The following is a 16,627-nucleotide window of genomic DNA, read 5'->3' as shown; positions in this document are numbered from 1 at the left end:
TGGAAGTTATATAGGTATCGTTGCCATTATGGTCTCATCGTCTAAAGAGTCTGGTTCGGACATGACTACTCCGGTTCGAACTGTCATCGTTCCTGCCGCGGGCATGGGTACGCGATTCTTGCCTGCCACCAAGACAGTGCCGAAAGAATTGCTGCCCGTAGTTGATACGCCGGGCATCGAGATGATTGCTGAAGAGGCCGCCGCCACTGGTGCGCAACGCCTGGCTATTGTCACAGCGCCGAGTAAGGATGGCGTGCTTGGGCACTTCGACCCGCGCCCGGACCTTGAGCAGACTCTTGCCGAGCGCGGCAAGGACAAAATTGCAGCGAAGGTACGCCGCGCCACCGAGGTCATTCGCGTGGAATCCGTTGTTCAAGATCGACCGCTGGGCCTGGGGCATGCGGTGTTGGTCGCAGAGCCGCTGCTCGAAGACGATGAGGACAGCGTTGCTGTCATGCTTCCCGACGATCTCGTGCTCCCAGTGGGCGTGATGGATCGTATGACGGAAGTGCGCGAGCGCTTTGGTGGTTCGGTGCTGTGTGCGCTGGAAATTCCTCACGAAGAGGTCTACAACTACGGTGTCTTCGATATTGAGGACGCTACCCCGGCGGAGTCTGGTGAGCTCGGTGCGGACGCAGCCGACGCTGATGCCTGGGACGATGTGAAGCGAGTCAAGGGCATGGTGGAAAAGCCGGACCCCGCGGATGCTCCATCCAACTTCGTTGCAGTCGGACGTTACTTGCTCGATCGCGCCATCTTCGATGCGCTGCGCCGCATCCCGCGCGGTAAGGGCGGCGAGTACCAGCTCACCGATGCAATTGAGTTGCTGATTCAAGAGGGGCATCCGGTTCATGTGGTCGTTCACAAGGGGTTCCGCCACGACCTGGGAAATCCTGGTGGCTTCATTCGTGCTTGCGTAGACTTTGGACTCAGGCATCCGGACTACGGTGAGGGGCTGCGCGACTACATGCAGCAGCGTCTGGCGCAGGATGAACAGGCTTAAAGCCTCTTTCTAGAGGCTTGTACTGAGAAGCTGAATAGCCATAAAGCGCACCGCGGGTTGGTGCCGAGGAAGGTAAAACATGCGTTCTGTGGAAGAACAGTTGGCGGCAATCACCGCACACGCTGTGATGCCTGATCCTGTGCGCGTTGCTATTTCGGAATCCCTCGGCATGCTGTGCGCTGAAGATGTCATCGCAGAGCAGCCGCTACCTGGATTCGTGCAGTCAGCGATCGATGGTTATGCGGTGCGCGCTGTCGATATCGTCGGCGAATCTGGTTCTTTACCTCCGGATGCGCGTCAGAGTGATGTTGATTTTCGCGAGGTCGAGTTACCTGTTGTCGGTGAGGTGACAGCCGGATCTCACCATCCGATGCGGCTACAGCCGAAGCAGGCCGTGCGCGTACAAACTGGTGCGCCACTGCCATCGCTTGCCGACGCCGTCGTGCCCCTAAACTGGACCGACCGCGGTGGCCGTCGAGTTAATGTTCTCCATCCGGTCTACTCCGGTGACTTTGTGCGCAAGGTCGGTGACGACGTGCAGCCGGGTGACGTGGCGGTGTCCTTGGACTCGGTGATTTCGCCGTCGCAGGTTGGATTGCTGGCAGCGGTGGGGCGTTCGAAGGTTTTGGTGCATCCCAAGCCGCGTATGTCCGTGATTTCCATTGGTAATGAGTTGGTCGATGTTGACCGCACGCCGGGGCTCGGTCAGGTCTACGACGTCAACTCCTACGCGTTGGCAGCAGCCGGCCGCGATGCCGGGGCCGAGGTACACCGAGTGGGTATTGCCACCGGTGAGCCCCGTCGCATCCGAGAAATCATCGAAGGCCAGCTCATTCGCAGTGAGCTCTTGGTCATCACGGGGGCTGTCGGCGGTGCCGCGGGTGAGCAGATTCGCCGTGTGCTGGCTGAATTGGGCGAGGTTGATGTTTCCCGCATCGCTATGCATCCTGGTTCGGTCCAGGGCTTTGGTCTGCTGGGAGATGACAAGATTCCAACGTTCCTCCTGCCGTCGAATCCGGTCGGCGCATTGGTCGTTTTTGAGGTCATGGTTCGTCCCCTCATTCGGCTGGCGTTGGGTAAGCGCAATCCCCGCCGCCGCGCTGTCACCGCTCGTGCTGTCGGCCCGATCGAGTCGGCAGAGAAGCGCCGTGGCTACATCCGTGGCCAGCTCATGCGTGACCGCGAGACCGGCGAATACATGGTGCAGCCGCTGGGAGGTTCCGGCGGTGCGCAAGCCCACCTTTTGGCCGGTATGTCGGAAGCCAACAGCCTCATCGTGATTCCGGAAGACGTGCTGCACGTGCGTCCGGGAGATGTAGTTGACGTGCTGTTCATGGCGCGCCAGGCCTAACCTCACTCCACTACCGCGAGTATTGTTGCTGTGCGTACTTCTCGTCTAGTGACCAGTGGCGGCCGAGTCCGCCTGCGTGTGCCAGAGCGCTCTGATGCCTCTGCATGGCGGGCACTGCGGCTGCGTGACGAGCCCATTTTGCGCCCCGTGGAGCCAACCCTCGAGGACGACTGGGCTAACGCCCACAGGGCTTCTGTTTTCCGCCGTAATCTGCGCAGTTGGCGTCGTTCAGAGGCTGCGGGAGACATGATTGTCTCCACCATTGAGGTAGACGGCCAGTTCGCCGGCATGCTCACACTCGGCGGTATTACGCCTTTCCCCGTCGCTCACGCCTGGATTGGTTACTGGGTCGGCAGCGGCTTTACATGTGGAGGGGTCGCCACTGCTGCAGTGGCGTTGGCGTCGGATTATGCCAAGAGAGTTGGCGTCCACCGAATTGAAGCGACTGTGTTGGACAGCAATGTCCCGTCGATACGCGTGCTGGAAAACTGTGGGTTCGAGTACGAAGGCGTGGCGCGGGAAGCCTTCCATATGGATGGCGCGTGGCGCGATCATCTGACCTATGCGCGGGTGGGGGAGGACAGTGCAGTGGACCTCATCGTGGCGAGTGGTCGCGCGCAATATGAAGAGGCGGAGAAATACCCACCGCAACGGCGCGCCTGAGTAGTCTGAGTAACACACGCCGATAGGGTGATGACAACTCTACTATTGGGCGAATTCGCTCTAGATACGCTGACTGCCTTCGCAAATGCCTCTGTGGAAGGGCATGTGGGTGGCGTATTTGGGCCGGGGGGGGAGACGGCGAAACCCCGGGCGAAATCGCAAGGAGACACAAAATATGTCAACTTCACTGTTGCTGATACTCATCGTTGTACTGTGGCTGTTTGTGCTGGCCCCGCTGGTGGTCAATACGCGCAAGCCGATTCGTCGTACCTCCGATGCGCTAGGTAAGACCCGCGTGCTGCATCGTGGTGGCGAGGAGTTGGCCACGACGCGCCGCCGTCCGTCTTTTAAGGAGTCGGACGTGCGCGTGGCCGAAGAAGTCGACGATTCTCTCGAAACCGTTGACGCGCAGGTCGACGATGACTTCGATGTCAGCGACGTGCTTATCGACGACACCGTGGACGAGGCGGCCGACCCGGCCGTCGTTGACGGCGATATCGTCTACGAGCTGGAAGCGGCAGATGCAGAGGAGGAGACCCCGCAGGCGGATGATTCCGCTACCGAGGAAGCCACTGCTGAGTCTTCTGACCGCTCTGACATGGACGTGTCCGATGATGAGTCTGCAGACCAGTCGCTGCAGGCTGTCGTTAATGACGAGGATGCTGAATCTGACTCCGCCGTTGCCTCCGCCGAAGGTGACGTGGGTCGTGCAGATGAGTCCTCTTCCGATGTGAGCGTTGACGTTCGCCGTCAGTTTGTCGACGCCGATGACTTGATGTTCGAAGATGCCGTTGAATCTGACGCTGATTCCGGTGCCGCGGCTGACGCTGAGCACGCGGACGCTGAGGCTCTCTCTGAGACTGAAGAGGCAGCAGACACCGTAGACGAGCAGGCGGAACCCGACGAGACCGTCGAGGACGACAGCGACCACAGTGTCGAGTCCAACGATGACGCAGTCGCTGTCGATGACACCTTGACCGAAGATGATTACGCGTTCGCTGAGAAGCGCCGTGGTCGTGGTGGGTTCGATCCGATTTCGGATGCCCAGTACGCTGAGACTCGCTTTGCCCGCCGCCGCCGTTCGGTTGCTGGGCTGGCAGCGTTCATCGCGGTCACGGTCATCATCGCTGCTTTCGCCGGTGGTTGGACCTGGTGGATTCCACTGGTCGGTGTCGGCTTGATGACCCTGTATCTGGTCAACCTGCGCCGCACCGTGCGTGCAGAGCAGGAACTGCGGGCTCGCCGAATTCGCCGTATGAAGATGGCCCGCCTCGGCGTGCGTAACCGCGAGGATGATGAGCTGGGAATTCCACAGCGTCTGCGCCGTCCGGGCGCGGTAGTGGTCGAGCTTGATGATGAGGACCCGGATTTCGCAGATCTGGCCTACACTGACTACCGCTTTGATGACGACGATTATGACGAAATGCCACAGGCTCGTGTGAGCTAGTCCTGTGAGCTGAGCCGTAGAACAACCTTAAAGTTGTCTGAGCACGTCAGCGCGATTTTTTGTTAGAAACTCGGCCTGTTACGATGTCACTACCTAAGACATGACACACCGGGTGTGTTTGGCGGAAGGCTTCTCCCGAGGGGTTGGGAGAAGCCTTTTTGCATGTTTAAGTCGCTGGCCTCTCGCAGCCGCAGTGCTACCGTGTTTTGACCGTGCCGTCGGGTAGCATGTCCCTCATGGATCGACCGGTAATGCGCGATATCGCGCTCGTGATTCTCCGCCTGATACTCGGAATTATCTTCATCTGCCATGGCTGGGACAAGATTTTTATCACCGGTATCGACAAGACGACCGGTTACTTTGTCGCCGTGAATATCCCGCAGGCGCACTTGACGGTCTGGGTTGTCGCTCTAGTCGAACTGGTCGGTGGCGCGTTGCTGATTCTGGGACTCTTGGCACCGACGGTGGCGATGGTCTTCATCATTGAGATGATTGGTGCCTGGTGGTCGATGCACTTGGGCAATGGCCTGTTTATCCGCGACAACGGTGCGGAGCTTGTGATGTCGCTCATCGGTGGTCTGGTGATGATTTTCGTTTTCGGGGCTGGCCGTTTCAGTTTGGACAGGCAGTTCATCAGGTAAGACCTCATTAGGTACAACCCCCTTAAGAGTTAAAGGCGGTGGAGATCCCCCGTGGAGTGCGAGGAAATTCGCGCAGCATTGTCAGCTCGTCTCGATGGCGAGCAGGCAAGCATTGCCGATGAAGTCATCGATGCCCATCTTGGGGCCTGCGAGGAGTGCCGAGCTTGGTACGAGCGAGCGGTGCGGCTGAACCGCGCCCTTACGGTTGGGCCTGCCGATGGTATGCCGGAGATTTCCACGGATGATCTCTCGGAGCGCATTTTGGTCTCCATCGAACCGGAGCGCCGGCGGCGTGAGCGCGCATGGCTGCTCATGGCCGGCACCGCCCGCGGGGTGCTCATTGCACTGGGCCTTTGCTGGGCGGTCTGGGGGATTGCGACACTGGTCGACGCCTCCGGCATGATGACGCTCGGACTTTCCTCGACGCAGCCGCAGGGCGGTGCAGGAATCGCGACAAGCACGGAAGCGCCTATCGACGGTTCCACTGCCACTGTTGACCCAATGGAGCTCGGAGCACGCCTTGCCATCCAGCTTGCGGCAATTCGGCTTGCATTGGCAGTGGGATTGTTCTGGGCTGCCTGGCGGCCACGCGCTGCCATGGGCATGGCGCCGGTCTACGGTGCCGTCGCCACGTTCAGCATTGGTTTCGGTATTCGTGACATTCTCATCGGTGCTCAGGGAGCATCAGAGATCGCTGGCCTGGCCTTGATGTTTGTCTCCGCTTTGACACTGGCCGTTGTGTGGCTGGGCGGTTATACGCCGACGGCAATCGCACAGGCATGGCGGGCTGCCTCCGGGTTGCCGGTCACAGGCGTGCCGCCACAGCGGGACTAGCTCCAGGACGGCAACCAGAACCGCCAGTCAAAGTGGTTGAGAGGCAGCGGGTAGCCGGTCAAAATCGGCAGCCAGAACACAAACGCGGCCACCACTAGTGCGGCGTGCGTGCCAACGATTACCAACCCCACCGGCTTATCGCGGGGCCGCCAGTGTGAGAGATCGTCGGCAAGCAGAGCAAAGGCGATGAGTACGAATGGAATCAGCGCGGTGGCGTAGAAGAAGTACATCTGACGGTCGTAGCCGATGACCCACGGCAGCCACGAGGCGAGGAAACCGATGACTGGCAGCGCGTAGCGGCCGTCGCGGCGGCCGAGCCAACGCCATGTGGCCCACAGGACCACGGGGACCAGCAACCACCAGATGGGTGGGGTGCCAAAGAGCATCATCCAGCCCTTGCACTCCTGGCCGTCACTGCAGGTGGTTTCGGTGGAGTAGTAGAGCATTGGCCGCCAACTCACCAGCCACTCCCAAGGCTTGGACTCCCAAGGGTGTTTGTGGCCATTAGAGGTGGTCAGCTCGGCGTGGAACTTCAGCACGCTGTTTTGGTAGTGCAGGTAGTTCTGCAGGGCCTCGGGAAGCCAGTCGGTGCCGGGGAGTCCCGTATCGCGGTCTTCGGGCGAGACATGGCGATAGACCGACGTTTCTTCGGCGAACCAGGAACGCCAACTTAAGAAGTAAACGCCCAGTGGGACTACCACCAGATCACGCAACGCCGGGACGGTATCCCGGGCGAGTGCGCCGAGCACGGGTTTGTGCGCACCGGCATTCTTGCGGGAGACCAAATCCGTGAAGACGGACCACAGGCCGAATGCGGCCATGTAATACAGGCCAGACCACTTCACCCCGGTGGCAAGCCCCAGCATGATGCCGGCGAGCAGTCGCCACCAGCGATAACTGAGATAGGGGCCGAAACTACCTAGCTCCGTGGCGGATTCCAGGCGCTTGCGGGCATCGACCTGGTCGATGAGAAGTGCCCACGCGGCCGCAGTGATGAAGAAGGTCTGAATCATGTCCAGCATGCCGACCCGGGAGGAGACAAACAGCACTCCGTCGGCAAGCGCATAGAGACCAGCGATACCCACTGCCAACCGCGAGCCGCGAGAGATGCGTCGGACGATGTCCATGAGCAGCAGTATGACCAGCGTGCCACACACCGCCGACATAAACCGCCAGCCCATTGGTGAGTAACCGAAGATCCATTCGCCCACGGCGATGACCTGCTTGGCCACTGGCGGATGCACAATCAGACCGTAGCCGGGATTGTCCTCAATGCCAGACGAGATGGGGTCGCGGGTGGACTCCAGAATCTGCCATGCTTGCGGCACATAGTGCTTTTCATCGAAGAGCGGGGTGCCATTGTCGGTCTTGGCAGCAAGCCCGATGAAACGGGTTAGCGCTGCGACGATTCCGAGAACCACAAAAGTGGCGGTATCCCATTTGTCCCACCGCCGCAGTGGCGGCAGCGAGGGCACCGGGGGAATCGGGCGCAGGAAACGCTTTTTCGCGCGGCGCTTGGTTTCCGGTGGTGGGGTTAAAGCGGCATCGGTCACGAATGTCAGTTTAAGCTATGGAATCATGACGCATTCGGCATCGAACTTCCAACCGCACGAGAACGCGCCTCTTAGCGAGGCAATGACGCTGGCCCCTGGCATCACTCTGGTGGCAACGCCGCTGGGCAATATCGCCGATGCCTCCGACCGCTTGCGCGGTGCGCTTATCGACGCCGATATCATCGCCGCGGAAGACACCAGGCGAGCACGCAACCTGGCCACAGCGCTGGGCATTTCCCCCAAGGGGAAGTTTGTTTCAAACTTCGATCACAACGAAGAGAGCCGCACTGAGTCGCTGATTCAGGCGGCGAAGGCGGGACAGAAAGTCATTGTGGTGACCGATGCGGGGATGCCGGTGGTGTCGGATCCTGGCCTGGCTGTGGTGGCGGCTGCTCACGACGCGGGCGTGCCCGTGTCCTGCGTACCGGGGCCGAGCGCGGTGACTACCGCATTGGCTCTCAGCGGGTTGGGCGTCGGCCACTTTTGCTTCGATGGTTTTGCACCTCGTAAACAGGGGGCGCGCCGGATCTGGCTGGAATCACTGAAGACAGAGAAGCGGGCCTGTTGTTTCTTTGAGTCGCCGCATCGGTTGGCTGTTACGTTGGCCGATGCCGCGGAGATTTTGGGTGAGGAGCGGCGCGCGTCGGTAAGCCGTGAGCTGACCAAGCGTTTTGAAGAGACTCGCCGTGCGACGCTGGGAGAGCTGGCTGCGTGGGCGGAGGAAGGTGTCCGCGGCGAAATTACGGTGGTGATTGAGGGCGCGGGGCAGCAGGCGACGGAGGTATCCACGGAGGACTTGGTTGACCGCGTGGAGGAGCTTGTGGCTGATGGCATGCGGCTGAAGGATGCCGCGAAGCAGGTTGCGGCAGAGGCTGGAATGACAAAGCACCGTGATCTCTATCAGGCGGTTTTGGCTGCTCGTGAGGGAAATCGTTAGCCGATTGTTACTTTGTGCCAGAAAATGTTCCAGCGCACGCCAGTGAACAGGGTAAACGCTGTTATTGGGAGTTTTGTAATTCAGACGGGAAATGAGGAAAACCTGAGAGAATCCACATCCTGAGTTGAAATCCCAGGTCAATGGTGGACATGGTGGAGGAATGACGAATCCACCAGAGCATGAAATACAACAAGAAGTAGGGGAGTCAGTCGTCGGCGAAGTCAGGGCCGACGATTCTCACGCTCCCGTGAACCTCGGGGTTACCATCCCCGCCGTTGTCGCAATTCTGGCAATCATCGTCTGGGGCCTGGCGTGGCCGGATAGTTTCTCGACGTTTGCATCTAGCTCTCTGAACTGGGTCGTGGAGAACATCGGCTGGCTGTTTATCTTGGCCAGTACCGTCTTTGTCTTCTTCATTGTGTCCATCGCGATTTCCAAGTTCGGTCACATCCGCTTGGGCAAGGACAACGAGAAACCAGAGTTTTCCACGCCTAGCTGGATTGCGATGATGTTCGCCGCCGGTATGGGCATCGGTCTGATGTTCTACGGTGTCGCTGAGCCGCTGACCTTCTATCGCGATGGCGTGCCGGGCCACCAGCCGAAGGAAGTCGGTACCGCCATGGCTTCGACGATGTTCCACTGGACTCTGCACCCGTGGTCGCTCTACGCCATCGTCGGTCTCGCAATTGCTTACTCGACCTACCGCCTCGGCCGAAAGCAGCTGATTTCGGCGGCGTTCATCCCGCTCATCGGCGCGCGTCGCGCTGAGGGGCGGTTGGGCAAGCTTATCGACGCGCTTGCGGTTTTTGCCACCGTCTTCGGTACGGCAGCCTCTCTCGGTGTGGGCGTACTTCAGATTTCCGCCGGTTTGGAAATCAACGGGTTCAACGCCATCAAGGGCGCACCTTTGTGGATTGGTCTTATTCTCGTTCTGGGCTGTGCCTTCTTGGTCTCTGCACTGTCGGGCGTGGGCAAGGGAATTCAGTACATCTCGAACTTCAACATGGTTGCCGCAGGTCTGCTGGCTCTGCTGGTGTTGGTCCTCGGCCCTACCGTGGTGATTCTGAACCTGATTCCGACCTCTATTGGCAGCTACCTGGATTCCTTCTTTGAGATGGCCTCCCGCTCCAGTGCTTCCGCTGACGGCACCGCCGGTGAATGGCTCTCTTCCTGGACAATTTTCTACTGGGCCTGGTGGATCTCATGGTCGCCGTTTGTCGGTATGTTCATCGCACGTATTTCTCGCGGCCGTACTATCCGTGAGTTCGTCTTCACCGTCGTCGCAGTTCCGTCGATTGTCTCTGCCGTATGGTTCTCCATCTTTGGCGGCACCGCCATTACTCGTGAGCAGCAGGGTGCTTCCATCTATGGCGACGGCTCGGCTGAGAGCCAGCTGTTCAACCTGCTGGAATCCCTGCCGGGTGGCGCGATTACTTCCGTCATCGCAATGGTTCTGCTGGCTACCTTCTTCATTACCTCGGCGGACTCCGCCTCCACGGTGATGGGCACCATGAGCCAGTTCGGTCGACTCACAGCATCGCGCACGGTCACTGCTATGTGGGGTATTTTCACCGCTCTGATTGCGATTGTCCTATTGGTCACCGGCGGCAGCGATGCCCTGTCCAACCTGCAGAACATCACCATTTTGGCGGCAAGCCCGTTCGTCATTGTTATCTTGGCGCTGATGGTGGCGCTGGTTAAGGGGCTTTCCGACGATCCGATGTACCTCGATGACAAGGAACAGCGTCAGTTTGCCCTGCGCATGGCTCGCGAGCGCCGCTTGGCGGAAGCGGCCGAACAGCGCGAACGCCGCCGTGCTCGTAAATTGCGCAACTAGCTTTCCAACAGCAGCGGTGCGGCCTTGGCCTCAATCTCGGCCCATTCGCCCTCGGGCGTAGACCCGATGGTGATGCCACCGCCGATGCCAGCTTCGACCCGAACTCTCCCCGAGTTCGGGTCTTTTGCATACTCAGCGGTACGAATGGCGACACTGAGCTCAAGTGCATCCCCGTGGGCCGCACCAATCGCGCCACAGTGAGCGCCACGGGGCTCGGGTTCCCACTCGCGCAGAAGCTCAATTGCTCGCAGCTTCGGTGTACCGGTGACTGAGGCCGGTGGGAAGCAGGCATCGATCAGCTCAGCGTGGCTGAGCTGATCGGGAAGTTCCGCGGAAACTGTGGAAAACAGGTGCCACACGCCCGGTGCCGGACGCACACTGAGCAGATCCGTGACCTTCACAGTGCCAGTTTTGGCCACCTGGCCGAGGTCGTGGCGCACCAGGTCGACAATCATGATGTTCTCGGCGACATCCTTATCGCTGCGCAACAGCTCATGCGGGGGCCGGTCAGCGGGAATCGTGCCTTTGATAGGAGTTTCAGTCACGCTTGTGCCAGCGCGGATGAGGAACTCCTCAGGACTCAGCGAGGCCAGAATTGGAATTCCAGCATCGAGGTTGCCGGGCAAGAATGCCGCTCGAGCCGGCTGATACCGCGCCACGCGGGAGGAAAACCACGCGCCGGCGTGGGCTAGTGCAGCATTGTCCACATCGACGTTCGTGCCCGATCCCGCATTCAGCTCCGCGTGAAAGCGTGTGGAAATGCAGGTTTGGTACACCTCGCCCGCGGCAATTGCCTCCTTGCAGTTCGCCACTGCAAGCTGGTGGCGTTCTCGGTCGCCTTGATCCCACTCCAGTGGTGTGGCCGCGGGGAGTGCGTCGTCACGCGTGTGTTCGTGCGAGTAAGTGATGGCCTCCTGAAGGGCTTGGAAATCCGGATTTGAGGGGTCACCGGTGCCGGGGCCGTCGAAATGCCACGTGCCGTCGTCGGCAAGCAATGCGACGCAGCCAGCGGTCCCATGCGCGCTGGTGCCGGAGTAGGGGCGGAACCCAAATATCCACGCATCGGAGCCGGGGCTGGTGAAAAGCGCTGTCGAATCGCAGGCGGTGAGCTCGACGTTGGCGGCGAGAACTGCGCGATAACCGAACCAGGAGCCGACGAGTGCGGCGGGGCGATGACCGGCGGCGATAAGACGAGCTAGCGCAGTGGTCGCGCGCGAAGTGAAGTCAGCGGCCGAGTCGGAGGAGGTGGACCGAGTGGACATAGGACATAAGCGTAGTGACTGCGCGAGCGCGCGATGACGCTAGGGGACAGTTCTTGGAAGACTTCATGAGGGCACAGTTCATCGTGATGGTAGGTCATCTATTACCCTGTTAGATATGTCTCGCATTTTCACAGCAGTTGCGTGGCCGTACGCTAACGGTCCGCGACATATCGGCCATGTTGCAGGTTTCGGTGTCCCCTCGGACGTTTTCGCTCGCTACCAGCGAATGATTGGCAATGACGTGCTGATGGTCTCCGGTACTGATGAGCATGGCACGCCACTGCTTGTGCAGGCGGAGAAGGAAGGCGTTTCTGTCCAGGAATTGGCCGACCGTTACAACCGCCAGATTGTGCAGGACCTCGCGGGTCTGGGACTTTCCTACGACCTGTTTACGCGCACCACCACGCGCAACCACTACGCGGTTGTCCAGGAGCTCTTCCGTGGGCTCTACGAAAACGGCTATATGGTCAAGCAGACCACGATGGGTGCGATTTCCCCGTCGACCGGTCGCACGCTGCCGGACCGTTACATCGAAGGTACCTGCCCAATTTGTGGCGCTTCCGGTGCCCGCGGTGACCAGTGTGACAACTGCGGTAACCAGCTTGACCCGGCTGATCTGATCGATCCGGTGTCGAAAATCAACGGCGAGACCCCGAAGTTCGTTGAAACTGAGCACTTCCTGCTCGACCTGCCGGCTCTGGCAGAGGCCTTGACCGAGTGGCTTCAAGAGCGCAAGGACTGGCGCCCAAATGTACTGAAATTCTCCCTGAACATCCTGAAGGACATCCGTCCACGCGCAATGAGCCGTGACATTGACTGGGGTGTTCCGATTCCGCTGGAGGGCTGGTCGGAAAACGGAACCAAGAAACTCTACGTTTGGTTCGACGCTGTCGTCGGTTACCTATCCGCTTCCATCGAGTGGGCCTGGCGCATTGGCGACCCGGAAGCGTGGCGTAAGTGGTGGAATGACCCGGAGGCGCTGTCTTACTACTTCATGGGCAAGGACAACATCACTTTCCACTCCCAGATTTGGCCGGCTGAGCTGCTGGGCTACCGTGGCGAGGGCTCCCGCGGGGGCGAGGTCGGGGAGCTCGGTGAGTTGAACCTGCCGACGGAGGTCGTCTCCTCGGAGTACCTGACCATGTCAGGCTCGAAGTTCTCCTCTTCCAAGGGCGTTGTCATCTATGTGAAGGACTTCCTAGCGGAGTTCGGCCCGGATCCGCTGCGCTACTTCATCGCAATGGCAGGCCCGGAGAACCAGGACACCGACTTCACCTGGGATGAGTTCGTCCGCCGTGTGAATAACGAGCTGGCCAACTCCTGGGGCAACCTGGTCAACCGCACCGTGTCCATGGCTTTCAAGAACTTCGGTGAGGTGCCAACTCCGGGCGAACTCACTGACGCTGACCGTGAACTGCTCGACCTGGCTGAGCGTTCCTTCGCCGAGGTCGGCGACGCACTCGCACTGTCCCGCTTCCGCGCTGGTATCACTGCCGCAATGCACCTGGTCGGGGAGGCGAACGCCTACATTGCTGCGCAGGAGCCGTGGAAGCTGGCGAAGGACGAGTCCCAGCGTGAGCGTCTCGCCACTGTGTTGTGGACAGCGCTGCAGGTAGTCAGCGACGCCAATGTCCTGCTGACCCCGTACCTGCCGGAAAGCGCGCAGAAGGTCTTCGAGACCCTGGGCGGCGAGGGCATCTGGGCCGCAATGCCGGAAGTCCAGGAAGTCGAGGACGACATGCCGGTCGAACCGGTCGGCGCAGACCTGCCGGCAGAGGGCAGGAGCTACCCAATCATCACTGGTGACTACGTCAATCAGAAGGCCGCCTGGCATCGCTTCGACATTGAGCCGGGTACGCAGCTTGCCAAGCCGAAGCCGATTTTCTCCAAGCTCGACTCTGAGTTGGCTGAGCACGGCCCTGAGTGGGCACAGGTGAAGTAGGGGCGCAGTAGAAGAATGGGAAAGCGCAAACGCAAAATTGCAGAACCCGCGGAGTATCTCACTCCGCTGTTTGACGCCCACACGCATCTCGCGTCCTGCGGGGCGCAAACTCCGGAGGAGATTGCGGCTCTCATGGACCGTGCCGCCGCAGCGGGCGTCGTCGGAGTTTGCACGGTCGGCGATGGCATGCCGGAAACCGAACTGGCCTTTACCGCCGCACACGCGCACCCCAACGTCTGGGCCGCCGCCGCCATCCATCCGACGCGCGCACACGAGCTTGACGACGACGCCAAGACCCGTCTGACCGACATGGCTGCCGACCCCAGGGTTGTGGCCGTGGGGGAGACGGGATTGGATTGGTACTGGTTGGATTCTCTCGACGGCTGCGCGTCGAAGAGCGAACAGCTGGCTGCGTTGCAGTGGCATATGGAGCTCGCAGCAACCGTCGGCAAGCCGTTGATGATTCATAACCGCGACGCCGATGAAGATCTGATGGCGGCGTTGGACGGCTATGACAATACGGTCATTTTGCACTGCTTCTCCTCGCCCATTGAGGTTGCCCGCGAGGCCATTGCGCGCGGTTACCTGCTGAGCTTTACCGGAAACGTGACCTTCAAACGCAATGATTACCTGCGGCAGGCTGTGGCTGAGGCGCCGGCGGAGCAGCTGCTGGTGGAAACCGATGCTCCGTACATGACCGCGGAGCCGTTCCGAGGTGCGCGCAATGAGTCAACTTTTATCGGTCATCAGGCGCGTGCGATGGCTGCGGCCCGAGAAATCGGGGCGGAGGAGATGGCGCAGATTTTGACGGATAACGCACGTCGGGTGTACGGCATTTAAGCACGTGCCGACGTATTGCCGCCCTGAGCTGTGGAAATGCAGCCGGGGCGGTTTGTTGTATTTCCCGTCACTTTTATCGATATATTTTAGACAACACTGAATCTTTACCGTACTGTTACAAACTGTATTTCTTTCATCTGATAGCTGCCCATCCTCCGAAAGGCTGTGACGAACCCCGTGAGTGCTGCGAAGAAGCGTCATCTCAATCGTGCTAACGACGGAGTCTCCACTTCGTCCAAGATCGCTGCTGGCGGTCTGGTCGCTGCTGTTGCTCTGGGTGGCACTGTCGCAGCATCCAACTACGACACCATCACCGTCGAAATTGACGGCAAGGTCGAGCAAATTGCAACCTGGTCCAAGGATGACAAGGCCATTCTAGAGAAGGCTGGTGTCGAAACCACCGGCGGAGACCTGGTTCAGCGTCAGGGCGATCTCACGGACGGCGGCAAGCTGGTCTACCGCTCTGCCAAGCCGGTCACGATGATTGTCGATGGCAAGCCGCAGGAGCACAAGACCAATGCCATCACTACCGATGAGCTGATTGAAGGTCTGAAGAAGCAGGGGCTCATCTCCGATAAGGACAAGGTAGAGGTCGAAAAGGGCGAGATTTCCGCTAAGGGGGTCGAACTCGACGTCGTTCGTGCCAAGAATATTGTGCTTCACGACGATGCCAAGGACATCGACCTGACCGTCCCGGCTATGACCGTCGGAGATGTGCTGGCTCAGCGTGGCATTGAACTGCGTGAAGATGACACCGTCGAGCCGGGTCTGGATGCTCCGGTCACCGAGGGGATGCGCATCGCTCTGTCTCGTCTGATTGATAAGACCATCACCGAGACTGAGGAGATTCCAGCTCACGAGAACATCATTGAAGATGATTCGATGTTCGAAGATGAGCGCATCGTTGAGCAGGAAGGTGAACCGGGCCAGGTAGAGCGTCAGGTCAAGGTCACCTCTCGCGATGGTGAAGAGCTCGGACGCGAGGTCCTGGAAGAAAAGGAGCTAAAGGCTCCGGGTATCTCCACTATCCGCCAGGGCACTAAGTCCCGCATTGCAGCTCCGGCTGCCGGCTACGGCGTGTGGGATCAGCTGGCTCAGTGTGAGTCCGGCGGCGACTGGGCTATCGATACCGGTAACGGTTTCTCCGGTGGTCTGCAGTTCACCGATTCCACCTGGGCAGCTTACGGTGGTACTGAGTATGCACCGCGTGCATCGCAGGCTTCCCGCGAGCAGCAGATTGCTGTCGCTGAGCGCGTCCAGGCTGGTCAGGGTTGGGGCGCATGGCCCGCTTGTACCGCTTCCATGGGTCTTCGTTAAAGCTAGTTCCGTCTAGACAGAACGAGCTAAGCCTATTTTTTGTGTTGACCCCGTAGTATCTAACTGTGACTAAAGCAGAAGTTTCTTTCTTGGGGCCGGTCGAAGTACGCGACTTGGCGGCGCAATTGGATATTGTCCCGACGAAGAAATTGGGGCAGAACTTCGTCCACGACGCCAACACCGTGCGTCGAATTGTCGCTGCGGCGGATTTGCCGGAGGATTCCTACCCTGTTGAGGTTGGCCCCGGCTTGGGCTCGCTGACCCTCGGGCTGCTCGAACACTGCGGCCGCGCCGCGGCTGTTGAAATCGATCCGCGGCTGGCGGCGCGTCTGCCCCAGACGGTTGCTGAGCGCGCCGAGGGCTGTGAACTCGAGCTCATTGAGAAAGATGCGCTGAAGGTCAGCCGCGAGGACTTTCAGACCGCCCCAGATGCGCTGGTGGCCAATCTGCCATACAACGTTTCGGTACCGGTGCTGCTGCACATGCTTGCCGAGCTCCCCACCATCCGCCGTGTGCTCGTGATGGTGCAGTCCGAGGTCGCTGACCGGCTGGCGGCTCAGCCGGGCTCCAAGATCTACGGCGTCCCCAGCGTCAAGGCCGCCTACTACGGCACAGTGCGTCGCGCCGGTGCCATTGGTCCGCACGTCTTTTGGCCGGTCCCGAAGGTTGATTCCGGGCTTGTGCGCATTGACTGCTACGCCCGCTCCGACGCTCCTGAGAACTCCAATGCCGCCGATGCCCCCGAGGCTCCGTGGGAGATTTCGCCGCAATTCCGCGCGCGCCTTTTCCCGCTTATCGACGCTGCTTTTGCGCAACGCCGCAAGACCCTCCGTGCGGCCCTATCGGGGATTTACGGATCTGGCGCCGCAGCCGAAGAGGCGCTTATAGCAGCGGGGATTGACCCCAAGCAGCGAGGAGAGAAGCTCGAAATTGCCGATTTCGTTCGCCTCGCTGAGGTCTCACGAGACCAGCGCTTTTAACAAAGGACAGGCGATCTTTC

14 protein-coding genes are annotated in these 16,627 nt (G+C 60.0%); 12 read left to right on the top strand and 2 right to left on the bottom strand.

Features of this window, described 5'->3' with window-relative positions; genetic code table 11:
* The first annotated feature begins 28 nt into the window (after positions 1–28).
* From HMPREF3135_RS01545 to HMPREF3135_RS01520, 6 genes are all read left to right on the top strand, one after another.
* Entirely contained in the window at positions 29–1,003 is a 975-nt protein-coding gene (locus HMPREF3135_RS01545) for a UTP--glucose-1-phosphate uridylyltransferase (protein WP_016423265.1), read from the top strand.
* A gap of 79 nt (positions 1,004–1,082) precedes the next feature.
* Entirely contained in the window at positions 1,083–2,354 is a 1,272-nt protein-coding gene (glp, locus tag HMPREF3135_RS01540) for a molybdotransferase-like divisome protein Glp (protein WP_005511382.1), read from the top strand.
* Positions 2,355–2,384: 30 nt separating this feature from the next.
* Positions 2,385–3,017 (top strand): GNAT family N-acetyltransferase, encoded by a 633-nt coding sequence (locus tag HMPREF3135_RS01535; RefSeq protein WP_016423264.1) that lies wholly within the window; start codon positions 2,385–2,387, stop codon positions 3,015–3,017.
* 175 nt (positions 3,018–3,192) lie between these two features.
* A complete protein-coding gene (gene glpR, locus HMPREF3135_RS01530; protein ID WP_070437559.1) occupies positions 3,193–4,464 on the top strand; it encodes a divisome protein SepX/GlpR in 1,272 nt (423 codons plus the stop codon).
* Positions 4,465–4,715: 251 nt separating this feature from the next.
* On the top strand, positions 4,716–5,105 hold the full coding sequence (locus HMPREF3135_RS01525; RefSeq protein ID WP_016423262.1) for a DoxX family protein: 390 nt from the start codon (positions 4,716–4,718) through the stop codon (positions 5,103–5,105).
* A gap of 51 nt (positions 5,106–5,156) precedes the next feature.
* Positions 5,157–5,939 carry a zf-HC2 domain-containing protein gene (locus tag HMPREF3135_RS01520; RefSeq protein ID WP_016423261.1) on the top strand — a complete coding sequence of 261 codons (783 nt, stop codon included), beginning with the start codon at positions 5,157–5,159 and terminating at the stop codon, positions 5,937–5,939.
* Here HMPREF3135_RS01520 and HMPREF3135_RS01515 read toward each other — a convergent pair.
* A complete protein-coding gene (locus tag HMPREF3135_RS01515; protein ID WP_070437556.1) occupies positions 5,936–7,492 on the bottom strand; it encodes a dolichyl-phosphate-mannose--protein mannosyltransferase in 1,557 nt (518 codons plus the stop codon). The genes HMPREF3135_RS01520 and HMPREF3135_RS01515 overlap by 4 nt on opposite strands.
* Positions 7,493–7,574: 82 nt before the next feature.
* On the opposite strand from HMPREF3135_RS01515, the gene rsmI reads away from it, so the two are divergent.
* Both rsmI and HMPREF3135_RS01505 read left to right on the top strand, forming a co-directional pair.
* Positions 7,575–8,429, top strand: coding sequence for a 16S rRNA (cytidine(1402)-2'-O)-methyltransferase (gene rsmI, locus HMPREF3135_RS01510; protein WP_187269939.1), 855 nt, complete (start codon positions 7,575–7,577; stop codon positions 8,427–8,429).
* A gap of 160 nt (positions 8,430–8,589) precedes the next feature.
* Positions 8,590–10,266 (top strand): BCCT family transporter, encoded by a 1,677-nt coding sequence (locus HMPREF3135_RS01505; protein ID WP_083280587.1) that lies wholly within the window; start codon positions 8,590–8,592, stop codon positions 10,264–10,266.
* Here HMPREF3135_RS01505 and HMPREF3135_RS01500 read toward each other — a convergent pair.
* Positions 10,263–11,528, bottom strand: a complete 1,266-nt coding sequence (locus HMPREF3135_RS01500) for an aminodeoxychorismate synthase component I (protein ID WP_070437550.1) — start codon at positions 11,526–11,528, stop codon at positions 10,263–10,265. The two genes, HMPREF3135_RS01505 and HMPREF3135_RS01500, sit on opposite strands and share 4 nt — an antisense overlap.
* 115 nt (positions 11,529–11,643) lie before the next feature.
* Here HMPREF3135_RS01500 and metG point away from each other — a divergent pair, with 115 nt between their 5' ends.
* The 4 genes from metG to rsmA all read left to right on the top strand — a co-directional run bounded on the left by metG (position 11,644) and on the right by rsmA (position 16,607).
* Complete coding sequence (gene metG / locus HMPREF3135_RS01495) at positions 11,644–13,470, top strand: methionine--tRNA ligase (protein WP_070437547.1); 1,827 nt, start codon at positions 11,644–11,646, stop codon at positions 13,468–13,470.
* 15 nt (positions 13,471–13,485) lie between these two features.
* The gene (locus HMPREF3135_RS01490) at positions 13,486–14,310 is read left to right on the top strand and encodes a TatD family hydrolase (RefSeq protein ID WP_070437545.1); all 825 of its coding nucleotides are present in this window, start codon (positions 13,486–13,488) and stop codon (positions 14,308–14,310) included.
* 165 nt (positions 14,311–14,475) lie between these two features.
* Complete coding sequence (locus tag HMPREF3135_RS11635) at positions 14,476–15,627, top strand: resuscitation-promoting factor (RefSeq protein ID WP_276257241.1); 1,152 nt, start codon at positions 14,476–14,478, stop codon at positions 15,625–15,627.
* Between the two features lie 65 nt (positions 15,628–15,692).
* Positions 15,693–16,607 (top strand): 16S rRNA (adenine(1518)-N(6)/adenine(1519)-N(6))-dimethyltransferase RsmA, encoded by a 915-nt coding sequence (gene rsmA / locus HMPREF3135_RS01480; protein ID WP_070437542.1) that lies wholly within the window; start codon positions 15,693–15,695, stop codon positions 16,605–16,607.
* Positions 16,608–16,627 lie beyond the last annotated feature (20 nt).

It is taken from the genome of Corynebacterium sp. HMSC14H10, from assembly GCF_001807105.1.
GTDB lineage: Bacteria > Actinomycetota > Actinomycetes > Mycobacteriales > Mycobacteriaceae > Corynebacterium > Corynebacterium jeikeium_D.
This window is presented reverse-complemented; position numbering and strand designations above follow the sequence as displayed.